Here is a 19,399-nt window from a genome sequence, read left to right on the forward strand (position 1 = left end):
ACCTTGAAGTCCATGTCGCCCAGATGATCTTCATCACCCAGGATGTCGGTCAGCACCGCAAAGCGGTTGCCGTCCTTGATCAGACCCATGGCGATGCCGGCCACGTGGGCTTTCATCGGCACGCCGGCGTCCATCAGCGCCAGACAGCCACCGCACACCGATGCCATCGACGAAGAGCCGTTGGACTCGGTGATTTCCGACACCACACGCATGGTGTACGGGAAGTCTTCCTTGCTCGGGAGTGCGGCGATCAACGCGCGCTTGGCCAAACGGCCGTGGCCGATTTCGCGGCGCTTCGGGGTGCCGAAACGGCCGGCTTCGCCGGTGGCGAAGGGAGGCATGTTGTAGTGCAGCATGAAGCGGTCTTCGAACTCGCCGGCCAGTGCGTCGATGCGCTGCGCGTCGCGGTCGGTGCCGAGCGTGGCCACGACCAGCGCCTGCGTTTCACCGCGGGTGAACAGGGCCGAGCCGTGGGTGCGGGGCAGCACGCCGTTGCGGATTTCGATGGCACGCACGGTGCGCGTGTCGCGGCCGTCGATGCGGGGTTCGCCAGCCAGGATCTGGCCACGCACGATTTTGGCTTCGATCTCGAACAGCAGGGCTTCGATGGCCACGCTGTCGAAGGCCACGCCTTCGGATTTCAGGGCGGCGAACACATCGGCGTAGGCCGAACGGCAGGCCTGGGTGCGGGCCTGCTTGTTGCGGATCTGGTAGGCGGCTTCGAGCTTGGCCTTGGCCAGACCGTCGATCTTGGCGATCAGCGGCTCGTCCTTGGCAGGCGCTTGCCAGTCCCAGGCCGGCTTGCCGGCGTCGCGCACCAGGTCGTTGATGGCGGCGATGGCGATGTTGCCTTGCTCATGGCCAAACACCACGGCGCCCAACATGATTTCCTCGGACAGCTGGTCGGCTTCGGACTCCACCATCAACACAGCGGACTCGGTGCCTGCGACCACGAGGTCGAGCTGGCTGTCTTTGAGTTGCGTCTGGCCCGGGTTGAGCACGTACTGGCCGTTGACATAACCCACGCGGGCGGCACCGATGGGGCCGTTGAACGGGATGCCGCTGACCGACAGGGCGGCGGACGTGGCGATCATGGCGGCGATGTCGGCCTGCACTTCGGGGTTCAGGCTCACCACGTGCACGATCACCTGAACTTCGTTGTAGAAGCCTTCGGGGAACAGCGGGCGGATCGGGCGGTCGATCAGGCGGCAGGTCAGCGTCTCGAGTTCGCTCGGGCGGCCTTCGCGCTTGAAGAAGCTGCCGGGGATCTTGCCAGCGGCGTACGACTTCTCGGTGTAGTCCACGGTCAGCGGGAAGAAGTCCTGGCCGGCCTTGGCCTCGGTCTTGGCGACCACGGTGGCAAGCACCACGGTGTCGTCGATGTTGACCAGCACGGCGCCGGTGGCCTGGCGCGCGATTTCGCCGGTTTCCATGGTGACCGTGTGGGGGCCCCACTGGAAGGTCTTGGTGACTTTGTTGAACATGCTCATGGTTGATCTCCTGGAATTTTTTCCGCCACTCGGTGGAAAACACAGCGTGCGGCAAACCCGCACAAAACCCGGAAACACAACCCAGAACACGATGCCATTCCAGAAGGATTGAGTGGTTCGCCGATGGCGCTCAACCCGCTTGGAATGACACAGCTTCGCTCTGTGATCAATGCTCCGGAATCAAAAAAGCGGATTGACAAGCAAAAAACGCCCGAGCCAGCGAACCAACTCAGGCGTTTTGTGTGTCAAACCGGGCTCAATTACTTGCGCAGACCCAGTTTCGCGATCAGCGCGACGTAACGCTGGGCGTCCTTGGACTTGAGGTAGTCGAGCAGCTTGCGGCGGCGGCTCACCATGCGCAGCAGGCCGCGACGACCGTGGTGGTCTTTGGCGTGCGTCTTGAAGTGGGGGGTCAGTTCGTTGATGCGTGCGGTCAGGATAGCGACCTGCACTTCTGGGCTGCCGGTGTCGTTGGCGGCGCGTGCGTTGGCCGCGACGACTTCGGCTTTGATGGATTGGGCAATCATGGAATTTCCTTGGGGGTTACATGCGTCCCGGCGCAGCAAGCCGGCATGTGGAGTTGCTCCAGAGCCGGCCGCCGCATCGGGCGTGGGTATGCTGTCCTTTCGAACGGCAACCGAGGATTATAGGGCAGAAGGCGTCAGTTGCGGCCACCCGGCTGGGCGGCGATCCAGCGGCGCAGGCGGGAGACACCCTCTTCCAGCCGGTGGGTGTCGCGGCTGGCAAAGCACCAGCGCAGCCAGCCGGCGGCTTCCGGGCTGAAGGCGCTGCCCGGCGCCAGGCCAATGCCGGCCTCGCGCACCAGCCGTTTGGCCACGTCCAGGCAGTCGCTGTGCCCCTGCAGCGTGAAAAACGCGTACATGCCGCCCAGCGGCTCGGCCAGCGTCACGCCGGGCACGGCGCGCAGCAGCGGCACCAGGGTGTCGCGGCAGGTTTTCAGGTGTGCCACCAGGGCCGGTGTGACCTCGGCGCCCCGCTGCAGCGCCACCGTGGCGCCGCGCTGCACAAACACCGGCGCGCACGAGGTGTTGAATTCGATCAGCTTGCCCATGGCCGCGGTGAGCGCGGCGGGCAGCACCAGCCAGCCCAGGCGCCAACCGGTCATGAGGAAACTCTTGGAAAAGCTGTGGGCCACGATGACACGGTCGTCGGGCTCGGCCACGTCCAGGAAGCTGGGGGCTGCGCCATTGGCGGTGTCACCCGCGTAGTACAGCCGCTCGTACACCTCGTCGGCCAGGATCCAGGTGCCGGTGCGCCGGCAGTGCGCCAGGATGGTGGCCTGCTCGGCTCGGGTCAGCGTCCAGCCGGTGGGGTTGTTGGGCGCGTTGACGATGAGCAGACGCGTGGCCGGCGTGATGGCGGACAGCAGCGCGTCCATGTCCAGCGCCCAGGCACCGGTGCGCGCTCCGCTGGACAGCACGTGCAGCGGCACACTTTTCACGATCGCGCCCATGATCTGCGGCTGCGCCACCAGGTTGGGCCAGGCCGGCGTGACCACCACCACCTCGTCGCCCGCCTCCACCAGCGCCTGCGAGGCCAGCATCAAGCCGTTCACGCCGCCCGAGGTGACGGCCAGGCGGTCCATCCAGTGCGCCGCACCGCGCCCGGGGTGAAGACCATCGGTGTAGACCGCGATCGCTTCGCGCAGCTCGGGCAGGCCGAGGTTGTGCGCATAGAAGGTTTCGCCCGACTGCAGCGAGGCCATGGCGGCTTCGCGGATGAAGTCGGGCGTGACCTCGTCGCTCTCGCCAAACCAGAACTTGAGCACGTTGTCGCGGCCCAGGCCTTCGTTGGCCACCTCGCGGATGCGGGAGGCTTCGAGGTTGTCGACGACGGGGCGCATGAGAGGAGCGTTCAGAGACATCAGGGGCGGATCATGTTGCAGCGGTGAGGCTGTTCGGCTTGTTGGGGAGCCAGGTTGCGGATGACGCGAAAGCCGTAGCCCGAACCTTCGACGTCGAATTTCACCCCAGGCGCGCCCTGCTGGTCCATCACGGCCACGGCCAGCGGCTGCTGGAACTGGTGGTCGGCGGCGCGCATGCGCGCGGTCTGGCCGGCCAGGGTGACTTCGGCCTTTTCCAGTTGGGCGGCGATGGTGGCGGCGTTGACCGGGCCGGCGGCACCGGCGCGCTCGATGGCCTGCGCCAGCGATTCGATCATGAGTTGCATGCGCATGTGCACGTAGTCGTCGGCCGGGTTCGGGAAGCGCTGGCGAAACGATTGGTAGAAAGCCTCGGACTCGCGCGTGGGCACGTTGGGGAACCAGTCGGCCACGGCGATCACCTTGCCGATGCCGGCCTCGCCCATGGCGGCCGGGGCACCGAGCGCATTGCCGTAGAAGGTGTAGAAGCTGCCGTCAAAACCGACCTCGCGCGCGGCCTTCACCAGCAGCGTGAGGTCGTTGCCCCAGTTGCCGGTGAGCACGGCCTGCGCACCGCTGGCCTTGATTTTGGCGGCGTAGGGCAAAAAGTCCTTCACCCGCGCCATGGGGTGCAGCTCTTCGCCGACGATCTTCACGTCGGGCCGCTGCGCGGCGAGCTGGTTGCGGCCTTCGCGCAGCACGGCCTGGCCAAAGCTGTAGTCCTGGCCAATCAGGTAGATGTTCTTGAGCTGTTTGTCTTCGCGCAGCACGCTCATGAGCGCGTTCATGCGCATGTCGGCGTGGGCGTCAAAACGGAAATGCCAGTAGCTGCATTTTTCGTTGGTCAGCGCCGGGTCCACCGCCGAGTAGTTCAAGAACAGCATCTGGCGCGCCGGCTCGCGCTCGTTGTGTTTGTTGATCGTCTCGATCAGCGCGCTGGCCGCCGCCGACGAGTTGCCCTGCGCCACGATGGTGATGTCGCGGTCCACGGCAGAGCGCAGCGCGGAGAGCGCTTCTTCGGTCTGGCCCTTGCTGTCGAAACGTTCGATCAGCAGCGGGCGGTTGCCCCCTTGCGAAGGAGGCAGTTTCACGCCGCCGCGCGCATTCACACGCTCGGTGGCCCACACAAGATTGCGATACACCGCCTCGCCGGTGTTGGCGATCGGGCCGGACAGGCCTTCGATCATGGCGATGCGGATGGGCGCTGGCGCCTGGGCCAGCACCGTAGGTGCGGCGAGGACCGCACCCAAAGCGGCAATGAGCACGCGGCGGCGCACGGACATCAACGAATGAAGCTTGTTTGTCATGAGAACAGTGTTTGCGGAGAAACCGTCAAGTGGCCGTGGCCAGATCGGCCAGTGGCCAGCGCGGCTTCACATCGAAGCTGTAGCCCGTGTCGGCCGAATCCAGCGAAGCCAGCCCGGCCTGCACCCGCATGCCGCCGGCCAGCGCGATCATGGCGCCGTTGTCGGTGCACAGGTGCAGCTCGGGGTAGTGCACGCGCACGCCGGCCTTGGCGCAGGCCGCACCCAGCTGTTCGCGCAGCAGCGTGTTGGCTCCCACCCCGCCGGCCACCACCAGGCGGCGCAGGCCGGTCTGGCGCACCGCGGCCATGGATTTTTTCACCAGCACCTCAACAATGGCGGCCTGCACGCTGGCGGCCACATCGGCCTTTTGCTGCGGCGTGAGCGGGTCGGCCAGGTGCAGCGTGGCCGGGCCGTCCAGGCTGGCGTGGGCCAGCCGTTTCACCTGGGTCAACACGGCGGTTTTGAGGCCGGCAAACGAGAAGTCGAGATCGCCGCTGTGCAGCAGCGGGCGCGGAAATTTGTAGGCTTGGGCATCGCCCTGCAGCGCCAGCCGCGCCAGCGCCGGCCCACCCGGGTAACCCAGGCCGAGCAGCTTGGCCGACTTGTCGAAGGCTTCGCCGGCCGCGTCGTCGATGGTTTCGCCCAGCAGCGTGTAGCGCCCCACCCCGTCCACCCGCATCAACTGGCTGTGGCCACCCGAGACGAGCAAGGCCACAAACGGAAACTCGGGCGGGTCGGCGCTCAAAAAAGGCGACAACAAATGGCCTTCGAGGTGGTGCACACCGATCACCGGCTTGCCCAGCGCAAAGCCCAGTGCACAGGCCACACCCGAACCCACCAGCAGCGCGCCGGCCAGGCCAGGGCCACGGGTGTAGGCCACCGCGTCCACGGCCGACAGCGGCAGGCCGGCCTGCGCCAGCACGGCGTCGGTGAGCGGCAACACGCGGCGGATGTGGTCGCGGCTGGCGAGCTCGGGCACCACGCCACCAAAGGCGCGGTGCATCTCGATCTGGCTGTGCAGCGCATCGCCCAGCAGCCTCGGCGTGTGTCCGCCGCTGGCGTCGACCAGGGCGACGCCGGTTTCGTCGCAAGACGACTCGATTCCCAAAATCAGCATGGCCCAAGTGTACGGGCGGCATGTTTGTTGCTCTGGTTCAGAAATGCGCGCAAACCTCTCTCGGACATGAAATCGGGCCTGAACTTTCTGGTCGCAGCCAAACGCTGCGAAATCGCCGAACTGCAGCAGCTCGCGCTCACCAGCGCGCTGGTGAACGTGACCGGGCGCCTGGTGCACGGCCTGCAGCGCGAACGCGGCCTCTCCAACCTGTTTCTCGGCTCACAAGGCCTGCAGTTCGGCGAGATGCGGGCGGGCCAGATCGCCGAGTGCCGGCAGATCGAAGCCGAGTTGCGCACCTGCTTCGACGAGCTGGACACCGAGTCGGCCCGGCTGGGCAACGGCGCACGCCTGTTCAGCCGCATCGCCTATGTGCTGCACGGGCTGGACGCGCTGGACGGCCTGCGCGCGCGGGTGCAGGCGCTGGAATGGACGCCCCAGCAGGCAACCGAAGCCTATGTGCGGCTGATCGCGGGTTTGTTGGCGGTGGTGTTCGAAGCCGCCGACAGCGCCAGCGACCCCGAAATCTCGCGCCTGCTGGTGGCCTTGTTCAACTTCATGCAGGGCAAGGAGTTTGCTGGCCAGGAGCGCGCGGCCGGCTCGGCCCTGTTTGCCGGTGGCCGTGCCGTGGCCGAAGAACAGCAGCGCCTGCTGCACCTGATCGAGTCGCAAGAACGCTGCCTGGAGGTGTTTGCCGAGTTCTCGAACCCGCAGGTGGTGGCGCTGTGGAACACCGCGCAGGCCAGCGCCATGCTGGCCGAGCTGGAGCGGCTGCGCCGCGTGTTGTGCACGGCGCCGCACGGCTCACCGCTCAATGCCCAGGTGAGCCAGGCCTGGTTTGACTGCTGCAGCCGGCGCATCGACCGCATGAAGGCGGTGGAAGATCAGCTCGCGCGGGACCTGCTGCAAGCCTGCGAACAGAAAATAGCGGCCGCCAATGTCGAGCTGAACAGTTTTCACGCGCTGCACACGGCACCGGCCACCGAGGCGGATGTGTTGTCGTTCTTCCGCGCGCCCGATGCCCGGGGCACGGCGGCATTTGGCGCGGGTGCCCAGGGGTATGGGTTGCACCTGGAACGCTCGATCCTGGAACTGGTGCAGGAGCAGGCGCGGCGCCTGCAGACCATGAGCGAAGAACTCGACACCGTGCGCGCCAGCCTCAACGAGCGCAAGCTGATCGAGCGCGCCAAAGGCCTGCTGATGGCGCACCGCCACCTGAGCGAAGAAGAAGCCCACAAGACCATGCGCCAGATGGCCATGAACCAGAACCGCCGGCTGATCGAGGTGGCCGAGGCGGTGCTGGCCATGGCCGACGTGTTGCCCGAACGCCCGCGCTGAACCCGCACTCTGTTGCGGTGCACCAATACCGGTCTTGACGGTTGCGCGCACCAGTTTGACGCCCTGAAAACGCACGAGGCGGCAAAGAAACCACCCAGTTCACTTGGTGGTCCAACAGGTATCTCCTTGCAAATCAAAGGCTTTTCATTCAAGCCCGGCGACCTCCGCGTTAACCCTGACGCTGGCACACAACCTGCTTTGAACAAGGCAGAGGGAGCGGGGCCAATGGCGGTCCGGCTTCCAACAGTCACCCCCGACATTGGACAACGGCGTCCATTTCCGGTTTGCGATCCGCAGGCTTGGAGATGGGCGCCGTTGTGCTTTTGGGACCGGTTTTTTTCATCAGCAAGGAGTTGGACATGAACGCAGACACCCCCGGCGCAACCGTTGCCCCGACCTCCGTCGACACCCCGGCCGAACCCAACGCAGCATCCCGGCGCGACTTCATCAAGAAGAGCACCGCCATCGGCGGCGCCGCCTTCTTCTCCACGCTGGGCCACAGCGGGGTGTGGGCAGCCGGCTCCGACGCACCTGAAAAGACCGAGGTCAAGATCGGCTTCATCCCGCTCACCGACTGCGCCAGTGTGGTGATGGCCGCCGAGCTCGGCATCGACAAGAAATACGGTGTGAAGATCGTGCCCACCAAGGAAGCCAGCTGGGCCGGTGTGCGCGACAAGCTGGTCAATGGCGAACTCGACATGGCGCACGTGCTCTACGGCCTGATCTACGGCCTGCAGCTGGGCACCGCCGGCCCCAAGAAGGACATGGCGATCCTGATGAACCTGAACCAGAACGGCCAGGCCATCACGCTCTCCAAAAAGCTGGCCGAAAAAGGCGCGGTGGACGGCCCGTCGCTGGCCAAGCTCATGGCCACCGAGAAGCGCGAATACACCTTCGCCCAGACCTTCCCCACCGGCACGCACGCCATGTGGCTCTACTACTGGCTGGCAGCAGCCGGCATCGACCCGATGAAAGACGCGCGCGCCATCGTGGTGCCGCCACCGCAGATGGTGGCCAACATGCGTGTGGGCAACATGGACGGTTTCTGCGTGGGTGAACCCTGGAACCACCGCGCCATCATGGACGGCATCGGCATCACGGCCAACACCACGCAGGACATCTGGAAAGACCACCCCGAAAAAGTGCTGGGCACCACGGCCGAGTTCGTGCAGAAGAACCCAAACACCGCGCGCGCCGTGACGGCCGCCATTCTGGAAGCCGGCAAGTGGATCGACGCCGGCCTGCAGAACAAGAACAAGATGGCCGAGGTCATTGCGCAGCGTTCGTATGTGAACACCAGCGTGGACGCGATCAACCAGCGCATCCTGGGCCGCTACCAGAACGGCCTGGGCAAGACCTGGGACGACCCCAATCACATGAAGTTCTACAACGACGGCGCGGCGAACTTCCCCTACCTGAGCGACGGCATGTGGTTCCTCACGCAGCACAAGCGCTGGGGCTTGCTCAAGTCGCACCCCGACTATCTGGCTGTGGCCAAGGCTGTGAACCGTATCGACATCTTCAAACAGGCGGCCACGGCCAGCAAGACCGCGCTGCCCAAGTCCGAGATGCGCAGCTCCAAGCTCATGGACGGCGTGGTGTGGGACGGCAAAGACCCCGCCAAGTACGCCGACAGCTTCAAGATCAACGCGGCCTGATCAGGCGCGTTTTCAGCCCCACGTGCACCGGAGAAAAACCATGGTCAGCGCTGTCTTTCATTCGCCTCTGGAGGGCGCTCCCTCCACCAAGAACGAGCCGCCATCGGGCGCTGTGGCGGCACCCGCCGCCATGGCCGCGGTGCCCCGCCCGGCGCCCCCGCCGCTGGTGCAGGCCAAACGCGGCTGGGACCTGCGCTTTCTGTGGACCAGTGTGTTGCCGCCGGTGCTGGGCCTGGTGTTCCTCGTCACCGTGTGGGCCGTGGTGGCCGGCACCGGAGAGAGCGGCATTCCCACCCCGCTGGAAACCTGGAAACAGGCGCTGGAGGTGTTCGCCGATCCGTTCTACCAGGTCGGCCCGAACGACCAGGGCGTGGGCTGGAACGTGCTCATGTCGCTGCAGCGTGTGGCCATCGGTTTTGGTCTCGCCGCGGCGGTGGGCATCCCGGCGGGTTTTGCCATCGGCCGTTTCGAATTTTTGAGCCGCATGTTCAACCCACTCATCAGCCTGCTGCGCCCGGTGTCACCACTGGCCTGGCTGCCGATCGGCCTGCTGGTGTTCAAGGGCGCCAACCCGGCTGCCATCTGGACCATCTTCATCTGCTCCATCTGGCCCATGATCATCAACACCGCGGTGGGCGTGCAGCGCGTGCCGCAGGACTACATGAACGTGGCGCGGGTGCTCAACCTGAGCGAATGGAAGATCTTCACCAAGATCCTGTTCCCCGCCGTGTTGCCCTACCTGCTCACCGGCGTGCGCCTGGCGGTGGGCACGGCCTGGCTGGTGATCGTGGCCGCCGAGATGCTGACCGGTGGTGTGGGCATCGGCTTCTGGATCTGGGACGAGTGGAACAACCTCAACGTGGCCAGCATCATCATCGCGATCTTCGTAATCGGCATCGTGGGCCTGGTGCTCGAATTCGGCCTCATCAAACTGGCCACGCTGTTCACGTTTGAGGAAGTCAAATCATGAGCAACCTGTCCAAATACATCGAGATCCAGAACGTCGAGCAGACCTTCAAGACGAAGAAGGGCAACTTTCCCGCGCTGCGCGACATCAACCTGACCGTGGCCAAGGGCGAGTTCGTCACCCTCATCGGCCACTCGGGCTGCGGCAAGTCCACCTTGCTCAACCTGATCGCCGGCCTGACCGTGCCCACCGAAGGTGTGCTCCTGTGCGCCGACAAAGAGATCGCCGGCCCCGGCCCCGAGCGCGCGGTGGTGTTCCAGAACCACTCGCTCTTGCCCTGGCTCACCTGTTTCGAGAACGTCTACCTCGCGGTCGAGCGGGTGTTCTCCGCCACCGAAACCAAGGCGCAGCTCAAGGCCCGCACCGACGCCGCGCTGGCCATGGTGGGCCTCACGCCCGCTGCACAAAAACGCCCCGGTGAAATCTCCGGCGGCATGAAACAGCGCGTGGGCATCGCGCGCGCCCTCTCGATGGAACCCAAGGTCTTGCTCATGGACGAACCCTTTGGCGCACTCGACGCCCTCACCCGCGCCAAGCTGCAGGACGAGCTGCTCGACATCGTGGCGCGCACGCACAGCACGGTGGTCATGGTCACGCACGACGTGGACGAAGCCGTGCTGCTGAGCGACCGCATCGTGATGCTCACCAACGGCCCGGCCGCCACCATCGGCGAGGTGCTCACCGTGGACCTGCCGCGCCCGCGCAACCGCGTGGCCCTGGCCGACGAACCGCGCTACCAGCAGTGCCGCAAGGCGGTGATCGACTTCCTCTACACGCGCCAGGCGCACGTTGAAAAAGTGGCTTGAGGAGAACACCATGGACATGCGAGTCAACCCGAAAGCGAAACTGAAACTGGTGATGGTCGGCAACGGCATGGCCGGTGTGCGCACGATCGAGGAGCTGCTCAAGCTCGCCCCCGATCTCTACGACATCACCGTCTTCGGCGCCGAGCCCCACCCCAACTACAACCGCATCCTGCTCTCGCCCGTGCTCGCGGGTGAACAGACGCTGGACGAGATCGTGCTCAACGACTGGGCCTGGTACACCGACAACGGCGTCACCCTGCACGCCGGCAAAACCGTGACCGAGGTGGACCGCGTCAAACGTGTGGTGCGCGCCACCGATGCCGACGGCGGCAAAGTCGAAGCACCCTACGACCGGCTCATCATGGCCACCGGCTCCAACCCCTTCATGCTGCCCATCCCGGGCAAGGACCTGGCCGGCGTGCTGGCCTACCGCGACATCGCCGACACGCAGGCCATGATCGACGCGGCCACGCGCTACACGCACGCGGTCGTCATCGGCGGTGGGCTGCTGGGCCTCGAAGCGGCCAACGGTTTGATGAAGCGCGGCATGACGGTGAGCGTGGTGCACGTGGCGCCCTGGCTCATGGAACGCCAGCTCGACGACGTGGCCGGCAAGCTGCTGCAGCAGTCGCTGGAACAGCGCGGCATGAAATTCCTCATCGGTGGGCAAACCCAGGAACTCGTGGGTGGCGACGACGGCAGAGTGAAGTCCATCCGCTTCAAGGACGGCACCGAGCTGCCCGCCGATCTGGTGGTGATGGCCGTGGGCATCCGCCCCAACACCGCGCTCGCCGAATCGATGAACCTGCACGTGAACAAGGGCATCGTGGTGAGCGACACGCTGCAGACCGTGACCGACCCGCGCATCTACGCGGTGGGCGAATGCGCGGCGCACCGCGGCATCGCCTACGGCCTGGTGGCACCGCTGTTCGAGCAGGGCAAGGTGCTGGCCACGCACCTGGCCGAGTTCGGCATTGGCCGCTACGTCGGCTCGCTCACCACGACCAAGCTCAAGGTCACCGGCATCGACCTCTTCTCCGCCGGCAACTTCACCGGCGGCGCCAACACCGAAGAGATCGTGATGAGCGACCCCTCGGGCGGCGTCTACAAGAAGCTGGTGATCCAGGACGACAAGCTCGTGGGCGCCTGCCTCTACGGCGATACGGTCGACGGCTCCTGGTACTTCAAGCTGCTGCGCGACGGCCGCAGCGTGGCCGACATCCGCGACAAGCTGATGTTCGGCGAATCCAACATCGGCGATGTGGGCCACCAGGGCCAGAGCAAGGCCTCGGCCATGGCAGACACCGACGAGGTCTGCGGCTGCAACGGCGTGACCAAGGGCGCCATCTGCAAGGCCATCAAGGACAAGGGCCTGTTCACGCTGGAAGAGGTGCGCAAGCAGACCAAGGCCAGCGCGAGCTGCGGCTCGTGCACCGGCCTGGTGGAGCAGATCCTGATGTTCACCGCCGGCGGTGACTACTCGGCCACGCCCAAGCTCAAGGCCATGTGCGCCTGCACCGACCACGGCCACCAGGCGGTGCGCGATGCGATCCGCGAGAGCAAGTACACCAACACCGGCGCGGTGTTCGCCGGCATGGGCTGGCGCACGCCCAACGGCTGCGCGACCTGCCGCCCGGCCGTCAACTACTACCTGATCAGCACCTGGCCGAAAGAGGCGAAGGACGATCCACAAAGCCGTTTCATCAACGAGCGCATGCACGCCAACATCCAGAAGGACGGCACCTACAGCGTGATCCCGCGCATGTGGGGGGGAGAGACCACGGCCGACGAACTGCGCCGCATCGCCGATGCGGTGGACAAGTACAAGATCCCCACGGTGAAAGTCACCGGCGGCCAGCGCATCGATTTGCTGGGCGTGAAGAAGGAAGACCTGCAGGCCGTGTGGAACGACATCGGCATGCCCAGCGGCCACGCCTACGCCAAGGCCCTGCGCACGGTGAAGACCTGCGTGGGCAGCGAGTGGTGCCGCATGGGCACACAAGACAGCACCCAGATGGGCAAGGACCTGGAGCGCGCGATGTGGCGCATGTACGCACCGCACAAGGTGAAGTTCGCGGTGAGCGGCTGCCCGCGCAACTGCGCCGAGGCCGGCATCAAGGACGTGGGCATCATCGGTGTGGACTCGGGCTGGGAAATGTATGTGGCCGGCAACGGCGGCATCAAGACCGAGGTGGCGCACTTCTTCACCAAGCTCAAGACGGCCGAAGAGGTGCTGGAGTACACCGGCGCCTTCATGCAGCTCTACCGGCTCGAAGGCTGGTACCTGGAACGGACGGTGCACTACGTGAGCCGCGTGGGTCTGGACTACGTGAAGAAAAAGATCCTCGACGACCACGAGGGCCGCAAAGCGCTGTGGGCCGAGCTGCAGTTCGCGCTCGACGGGGAGCCCGATCCGTGGTTCGAGCACCAGAAGGCGGCGGTGGACACGCGCCAGTTCATCCCGATCAAGGCGGTTGCCATGGAAGGGAGCTCTGTATGAATTCGTGGATTCCGATCGCCCGCGTGGACGACATTCCCGTGCTCGGTTCGCGCTGCGTGCAACGCGAAAGAGGTCTGGACGTGGCGGTGTTCCGCAACGCACAGAACGAGGTCTTCGCCCTGCTCGACCGCTGCCCGCACAAGGGTGGCCCACTCAGCCAGGGCATCGTCTTCGGCACCAGCGTGGCCTGCCCGCTGCACAACTGGACCATCGGCCTGGACAGCGGCTGCGCCAAAGAACCCGACGAGGGCTGCACGCCGAGGTTTGCGGTGAAGGTGGCGGATGGGGTGGTGCATCTGGATGCGCAGGAACTGTCAACCCACGCGACCGACCTGACGCGTCCCATCGCCGGCCCGGCGAGGCGTGACTTGTTCCCTCTCCCCCTGGGAGAGGGCTAGGGTGAGGGCTTTCCCCGTGCCCTTGCGCTCCGGAAGCGGCCCTCACCCCCACCCTCTCCCAGAGGGAGAGGGAGTCAAGTCCACATGCCCTTACTGTGGCGTTGGCTGCGGCGTGATCATCGAAACCGAGGGCACCCGCATCACCGGCGTGCGCGGCGACCCGGACCACCCGGCCAACTTCGGCCGGCTCTGCACCAAGGGCCAGACGCTGCACCTCACCGCCTCGCCCGCCATCGCGCAGCAGACGCGTTTGCTGCAGCCCCTGCGTCGCCTGGAACGCGGCGGCCCCGCGCAGACCGTCGGTTGGGACGCGGCGCTGGACCTCGCCACCGACCGCTTCGCCACGGTGATCGAACAGCACGGCCCCGATGCCGTGGGCTTCTACATCAGCGGCCAGTTGCTCACCGAGGACTACTACGTCTTCAACAAGCTGGCCAAGGGTTTGATCGGCACCAACAACGTCGACACCAACTCGCGCCTGTGCATGAGCAGCGCCGTGGCCGGCTACAAGCTCACGCTGGGGGCTGATGCGCCACCCGCCTGTTACGACGATGTGAACCATGCGAGTTGCCTGTTCATCGTCGGCAGCAACGCGGCCTTTGCGCACCCGGTGCTGTTCCGCCGCATTGAAGAGGCAAAAAAAGCCAACCCCGCCATGAAGGTGATCGTGGCCGACCCGCGCCGCACCGACACCGCCGGCTTCGCCGACCTGTTTTTGCCCTTGCAGCCCGGCAGCGACGTGATGCTGTTCCACGGCCTGCTGCACATCATGCTGTGGGAAGGCTGGTTGGACGCCGCTTACATCGCCGCGCACACCACCGGTTTTGATGCGCTCAAAGCCCTGGTGCGCGAGGTCACGCCCGAGCGCGCGGCGCAGGCCTGTGGCTTGAAAAAAGAAGACCTCTACACCGCGGCTCAATGGTTCGCCACCTCGCCAGCCACGCTCAGCCTGTACTGCCAGGGCCTGAACCAGAGCAGCAGCGGCACCGCCAAAAACGCCACCTTGATCAACCTGCACCTGGCCACCGGCCAGATCGGCAAACCCGGCGCCGGCCCCTTCAGCCTCACCGGCCAGCCCAACGCCATGGGCGGGCGCGAAGTGGGCGGCCTGGCCAACCTGCTGAGCGCCCACCGCGACCTGGCCAACCCGCAGCACCGCGCCGAGGTGGCCGCGCTGTGGGGCGTGGCCAGCGTGCCCGAGAAGCCGGGCAAGAGCGCGGTGGAGATGTTCGAAGCGGCGGCCGACGGCGAGATCAAGGCGCTGTGGATCGCCTGCACCAACCCGGCCCAGTCCATGCCCGACCAGGCCACGGTGCGCCGAGCGCTGCAACGCGCCGAGTTCGTCGTGGTGCAGGAGGCCTATGCCACCGCCGCCACCTGCGACTTCGCCGACCTGCTGCTGCCCGCCACCACCTGGGGCGAAAAAGACGGCACTGTGACCAACAGCGAACGCCGCATCAGCCGCGTGCGCCCGGCCGTGCCCGCGCCCGGCGAAGCCCGGCACGACTGGCGCATCGTGGTGGACTTTGCACAGCGGCTGGAACGCGCCCTTCCCGCCCGAGCCGAGCCCACCTCCGTTCGGGCTGAGCCTGTCGAAGCCCTCACCAACCCGCATCGCGTGAGCCCTTCGACAAGCTCAGGGCGAACGGGCGTTTCGCTCTTCCCCTACCAAACCCCCGAGTCCATCTGGAACGAACACCGCGAATCCACGCGCGGCCGCGACCTCGACATCACCGGACTCTCCTACGAAAAACTGGAGAACGAAGGCCCACAACAGTGGCCTCTGCGCACGGGTGAAACCGTGGGCCAGGAACGCCTCTACGAAAACGGTGCTTTCCCAACGCCCGATGGCAAAGCCCGCTTCGCCGCCCTGCCCTTCGTGCCGCTCGCCGAGCCGCGCGAATCGCGTTACCCGTTCTCGCTCACCACCGGCCGCCTGCGCGACCAGTGGCATGGCATGACACGCACCGGCACGCTGGGCCGCCTGTTCGGCCACGTGGCCGAACCGGCGGTGCAGCTCAACCCGCAAGACATGGAGCGCCGGGGTCTGAAAGACGGCGATCTGGTGCACGTGACCAGCAAGCGCGGCTCCATCCTGGTGCCGCTGCAAGGCTCGGACGACATCGGCCTGTCGCAGGCCTTCATTGCCATGCACTGGGGCGCCGAGTACCTCAGTGGCCTGAGCAGCACCGGCGAACAACTCGCGGGTGTGAACGCGCTCACCACCTCGGCCTACTGCCCCTCCTCAAAACAGCCGGAACTCAAACACGCCGCGGTGAAGGTGCTCAAGGCCGAACTGCCCTGGACGCTGCTGGCCATGGCCTGGCTGCCCGAGGCCGGTGCGCTGAACGCGCAGCAGGGCTTGCGCGAACTCATGGCGAAGTTTCCGTTTGCGTCTTGCGTCCCGTTCGGCAGGGAGCGCACCGGCGTGCTGTTCCGCGCGGCCGCCCACGACGCGCCCGAGCCCGCGTTGATCGAACGCGTCGAAACCCTGCTCGGCCTGAACACCGCCGACGCCCTGCGCTACGCCGACAAACGCCTGGGCCAGCACCGCGCCGCGCGGCTGGTGCGCGTGGGCGAGGTCACACAGCTCGACGGCTTCATGCTCGCCGGTGACACGCGCGCCGAAGCCTGGCTCAAGCCGCTGCTGCAGGACGAACTGCCCGCCGACGCCTACGGTCGCCGCCTGTTGATGCCCGGCGCAAAACCGCCGGTGGCCATCGAGGCCAAGGGCCGTCAGGTGTGCACCTGCTTCAACGTGACCGACCTGGCCATCACCGAGCGGCTCGCCACCTCCGAGGGCAGCGACGACGAGCGCCTGGCCTCGCTGCAGGCTGGTCTGCGCTGCGGTACCAACTGCGGCTCCTGCGTGCCCGAACTCAAACGCCTGGTGCGCGCCACGCCCGCGCTGCTGCCCGCTTGAGCCGCTGCTTTGACCATATAACGCCGGGTCATCAAACTTCCCGGACAATCGCGCGCCATGGGAATCAGCCAATACATCAAGGAAATCGGTCGCGGCAAGGATGGCGCGCGTTCGCTCGCGCGCGCACAGGCCACCGACCTGCTGGGCCAGGTGCTTGACGGCACGGTGACCGACCTGGAGGTGGGTGGCTTTTGTCTCGCCATGCGCATCAAGGGCGAAACTGCCGACGAGATGGCGGGCTTCCTGGACGCAGCGCACGCCCGGCTTCACAAGCTGCCCGACAACGACCACACCACCGTGGTGCTGCCCAGCTACAACGGTGCGCGCAAGCTGCCGGTGCTCACACCCCTGTTGGCCTTGCTGCTGGCACAGCGCGGTGCCGCCGTGCTGGTGCACGGCACGGCCACCGAAGACAAGCGTGTGTTCGCCTCGGCCGTGCTCGCTGAACTCGGCGTGATGCCGGCCACCCGGGTGCCCACGCTGGCGGCGGGCGAGGTGGCGTTTGCGCCCACCGAGGTGCTCAGCCCCGGCCTCAAGCGCCTGCTCGATGTGCGCCGCGCGGTCGGCCTGCGCAACCCGGCGCACAGCCTCGTGAAACTCATGAACCCGTGCGAAGGCAAGGCCTTCATCGTGGGCAGCTACACGCACCCCGAGTACGCCAGCTCCATGGCCGCCACCTGGGCCCTCACCGGCGCGCACGCCATGCTGCTGCGCGGCACCGAAGGCGAACCGGTGGCCGATGCGCGCCGCACACCGCGCATGGAAATATTCCAGCATGGCGAACGCACCGAGGTGCAGCCACAACAAGACGGCCCGCTGGCGCAACTGCCTTCGCTGCCCTCCGTGGACGCATCAAGCACGGCGGCCTACATCCGTGCCGTGCTCGACGGCACGCTGCCCATTCCCACACCGATCGCACTGCAGGTGGAACACATCTTGCGAGCGGTTCAACACCATGATTCCCCAGCCCATGCACACGCCCTCTGAGTTCCTGCCAGGCACCGTTTCGCTCGTGGGCGCAGGCCCGGGCGACCCGGAGTTGCTCACGCTCAAGGCCGTCAAGGCCATCAGCGCGGCCACGGTGTTGCTGGTCGACGATCTGGTGAGCGATGCGGTGCTGGCCCACGCTTCACCGCGCGCGCGCATCGTGCACGTGGGCAAGCGCGGCGGCTGCAAGAGCACACCGCAGGCCTTCATTGAAAAGCTCATGGTCATGGCCGCGAGCGAAGGCGAGGTGGTGGTGCGTCTCAAGGGCGGCGACCCGTTCATCTTCGGGCGCGGCGGCGAAGAGGTGGAAGCCCTGCGCGCCGCCGGCATCGAGGTGCAGGTCATCAACGGCATCACCGCCGGCCTGGCCGGCCTCACCTCGTTGGGTGTGCCGCTCACGCACCGCGAACACGCGCACGGCGTGGTGTTCGTCACCGGCCACGCCAAACCCGGCGACAGCGGCACCGACTGGCCGGCCCTGGCCGCCACCGCGCGCGACGCCAAGCTCACGCTGGTGATCTACATGGGCGTGAGCGGGTCGGAACAGATCCAGACCGAGCTGCTCACCGGCCTGCCAGCGCTCACCCCGGTGGCCGTGATCCAGCACGCCACGCTGCCCGAGCAGCGCCACGCCGTCACCACGCTGGGGCAGCTGCGCGCCACCATCGAGCGCGAAGGCCTGGGCAGCCCGGCGGTGATCGTGGTGGGTGATGTGGTCAGCGGCATCGCCGCTCTTCAGGCACCTTTGCCGCTCGCCCGCACGGCCTGAGCCCACGCGCCAGCGCCCCGCTACACTGCCGCAGCCGCGCCCCCGTCGGGGCGCTCGGGAGCCTGCCGCATGCTCAAAAAACTCAACCAGTTCACCGAAGGCCACGGCGCGCTGCGCCCGGGCCGGGGCCTCGTCACTGGAGCCATTGCGCTGTCGCTGGCCATCCTGTGTTTCCTCGGCGTGATGGCCTTTCACTTCCCGCAGTACCTCACCACACCGCAACTGCGCCAGCAGTACGACGTGGGGCTCATGCGGCAGTTGCTCTTCGCGGGCATGGTGATCGCCGGTGGCCTGAGCCTGGTCAACGTGTTGTTCAACCGCGCGCGCTGGCTCTCGGCTTTTGCCTTCGCGCTGGTCACACTCAGCGCGCTGCTGGGTGGGCACCAGGTGGAGGTGGACCCCAACTTCCCCGACCACACGCCCTACATCGGCATGGACTGGTTCATCCTCGATCTGCTGGGCTCGGCGCTGATCTTCATCTTCATCGAGAAGCTGTTCGCTTTGCGCAAGGACCAGCCGGTGTTCCGCCCCGAGTGGCAGACCGACTTTCACCACTTCATCGTCAACCACATGGTCATCGGCTTCATGCTGCTGGCCACCAACCTGCTGGTGCACAACCTCTTCGGCTGGGTGCCGGTGGACGGTGTTCGCGGCTGGATCGCGGCGCTGCCGTTCTGGGCCGCGCTGCCGCTCATCATCCTCGTGGCCGACCTCGCGCAGTACTGGACGCACCGCGCGTACCACGAGACGCCGCTGCTCTGGCGCCTGCACGCGGTGCACCACAGCACCAAACACATGGACTGGATGGCCGGCTCGCGCCAGCACATCCTGGAAACCATCATCACGCGCACGCTGGTGCTGGGGCCCATCTACCTGCTGGGTTTTTCCAAGGAAGTGATCGACGCCTACATCATCGTGGTGGGCTTCCAGGCCGTGTTCAACCACGCCAACGTGAGCGTGCGCCTGGGCCCACTGCGCTACCTCATCGTCACGCCCAACTTCCACCACTGGCACCACAGCCAGGACGCCGACGCGCTGGACAAGAACTACGCCGCGCACTACGCCTTTCTCGACCACCTGTTCGGCACCGCCGTCAACAGCAACAAGGTCTGGCCCGAGCGCTACGGCGTGCTGGGCGACTACGTGCCCAAGGGCTTTCTGAAGCAGCTCGCGTTTCCCTTTACCTGGAAAGGCTGAGCGCGCCACGCTGGTGCGCACCACGGGGGTTGCACGAGCACGGCGGTGGCCCGGCGATTGCTT

At 66.3% G+C, this 19,399-nt stretch carries 15 protein-coding genes; 10 read left to right on the plus strand and 5 right to left on the minus strand.

Annotated features, from left to right (window positions below; genetic code table 11):
- The 5 genes from pnp to tsaD all read right to left on the minus strand — a co-directional run.
- On the minus strand, positions 1-1,490 hold a 1,490-nt coding region (pnp, locus tag ACN4F8_RS21585; RefSeq protein ID WP_419475463.1), incomplete at its 3' end, for a polyribonucleotide nucleotidyltransferase.
- A 260-nt stretch (positions 1,491-1,750) separates the two neighbouring features.
- On the minus strand, positions 1,751-2,017 hold the full coding sequence (gene rpsO, locus ACN4F8_RS21590; RefSeq protein ID WP_056273781.1) for a 30S ribosomal protein S15: 267 nt from the start codon (positions 2,015-2,017) through the stop codon (positions 1,751-1,753).
- 134 nt (positions 2,018-2,151) lie between these two features.
- On the minus strand, positions 2,152-3,354 hold the full coding sequence (locus tag ACN4F8_RS21595; RefSeq protein WP_419475464.1) for a pyridoxal phosphate-dependent aminotransferase: 1,203 nt from the start codon (positions 3,352-3,354) through the stop codon (positions 2,152-2,154).
- Between the two features lie 20 nt (positions 3,355-3,374).
- Complete coding sequence (locus ACN4F8_RS21600; protein ID WP_419475465.1) at positions 3,375-4,679, minus strand: branched-chain amino acid ABC transporter substrate-binding protein; 1,305 nt, start codon at positions 4,677-4,679, stop codon at positions 3,375-3,377.
- Positions 4,680-4,704: 25 nt separating this feature from the next.
- Entirely contained in the window at positions 4,705-5,796 is a 1,092-nt protein-coding gene (tsaD, locus tag ACN4F8_RS21605) for a tRNA (adenosine(37)-N6)-threonylcarbamoyltransferase complex transferase subunit TsaD (RefSeq protein ID WP_419475466.1), read from the minus strand.
- A 66-nt stretch (positions 5,797-5,862) separates the two neighbouring features.
- Here tsaD and ACN4F8_RS21610 point away from each other — a divergent pair, with 66 nt between their 5' ends.
- From ACN4F8_RS21610 to ACN4F8_RS21655, 10 genes are all read left to right on the plus strand, one after another.
- Positions 5,863-7,131, plus strand: coding sequence for a nitrate- and nitrite sensing domain-containing protein (locus tag ACN4F8_RS21610; RefSeq protein WP_419475467.1), 1,269 nt, complete (start codon positions 5,863-5,865; stop codon positions 7,129-7,131).
- A 359-nt stretch (positions 7,132-7,490) separates the two neighbouring features.
- A complete protein-coding gene (locus ACN4F8_RS21615; RefSeq protein WP_419475468.1) occupies positions 7,491-8,789 on the plus strand; it encodes an ABC transporter substrate-binding protein in 1,299 nt (432 codons plus the stop codon).
- Between the two features lie 40 nt (positions 8,790-8,829).
- Positions 8,830-9,759, plus strand: a complete 930-nt coding sequence (ntrB, locus tag ACN4F8_RS21620) for a nitrate ABC transporter permease (protein ID WP_419475469.1) — start codon at positions 8,830-8,832, stop codon at positions 9,757-9,759.
- The gene (locus ACN4F8_RS21625; RefSeq protein ID WP_419475470.1) at positions 9,756-10,562 is read left to right on the plus strand and encodes an ABC transporter ATP-binding protein; all 807 of its coding nucleotides are present in this window, start codon (positions 9,756-9,758) and stop codon (positions 10,560-10,562) included. Before ntrB ends, ACN4F8_RS21625 begins: the two co-directional genes overlap by 4 nt.
- A gap of 10 nt (positions 10,563-10,572) precedes the next feature.
- Positions 10,573-13,062: a nitrite reductase large subunit NirB gene (gene nirB / locus ACN4F8_RS21630; protein WP_419475471.1), complete on the plus strand. Its 2,490-nt coding sequence runs from the start codon at positions 10,573-10,575 to the stop codon at positions 13,060-13,062.
- Positions 13,059-13,460: a nitrite reductase small subunit NirD gene (gene nirD / locus ACN4F8_RS21635; RefSeq protein WP_419475472.1), complete on the plus strand. Its 402-nt coding sequence runs from the start codon at positions 13,059-13,061 to the stop codon at positions 13,458-13,460. Before nirB ends, nirD begins: the two co-directional genes overlap by 4 nt.
- Before the next feature lie 112 nt (positions 13,461-13,572).
- Complete coding sequence (locus ACN4F8_RS21640) at positions 13,573-16,383, plus strand: molybdopterin-dependent oxidoreductase (protein ID WP_419475473.1); 2,811 nt, start codon at positions 13,573-13,575, stop codon at positions 16,381-16,383.
- A gap of 57 nt (positions 16,384-16,440) precedes the next feature.
- Entirely contained in the window at positions 16,441-17,370 is a 930-nt protein-coding gene (ybiB, locus tag ACN4F8_RS21645) for a DNA-binding protein YbiB (RefSeq protein ID WP_419475474.1), read from the plus strand.
- The gene (gene cobA / locus ACN4F8_RS21650) at positions 17,354-18,139 is read left to right on the plus strand and encodes a uroporphyrinogen-III C-methyltransferase (RefSeq protein ID WP_419475475.1); all 786 of its coding nucleotides are present in this window, start codon (positions 17,354-17,356) and stop codon (positions 18,137-18,139) included. The genes ybiB and cobA overlap by 17 nt, the downstream gene beginning before the upstream one ends.
- 69 nt (positions 18,140-18,208) lie before the next feature.
- A complete protein-coding gene (locus tag ACN4F8_RS21655; RefSeq protein ID WP_419475476.1) occupies positions 18,209-19,336 on the plus strand; it encodes a sterol desaturase family protein in 1,128 nt (375 codons plus the stop codon).
- Positions 19,337-19,399: the final 63 nt, after the last annotated feature.

The organism is Hydrogenophaga sp. (assembly GCF_048549895.1).
Lineage (GTDB): Bacteria > Pseudomonadota > Gammaproteobacteria > Burkholderiales > Burkholderiaceae_C > Hydrogenophaga.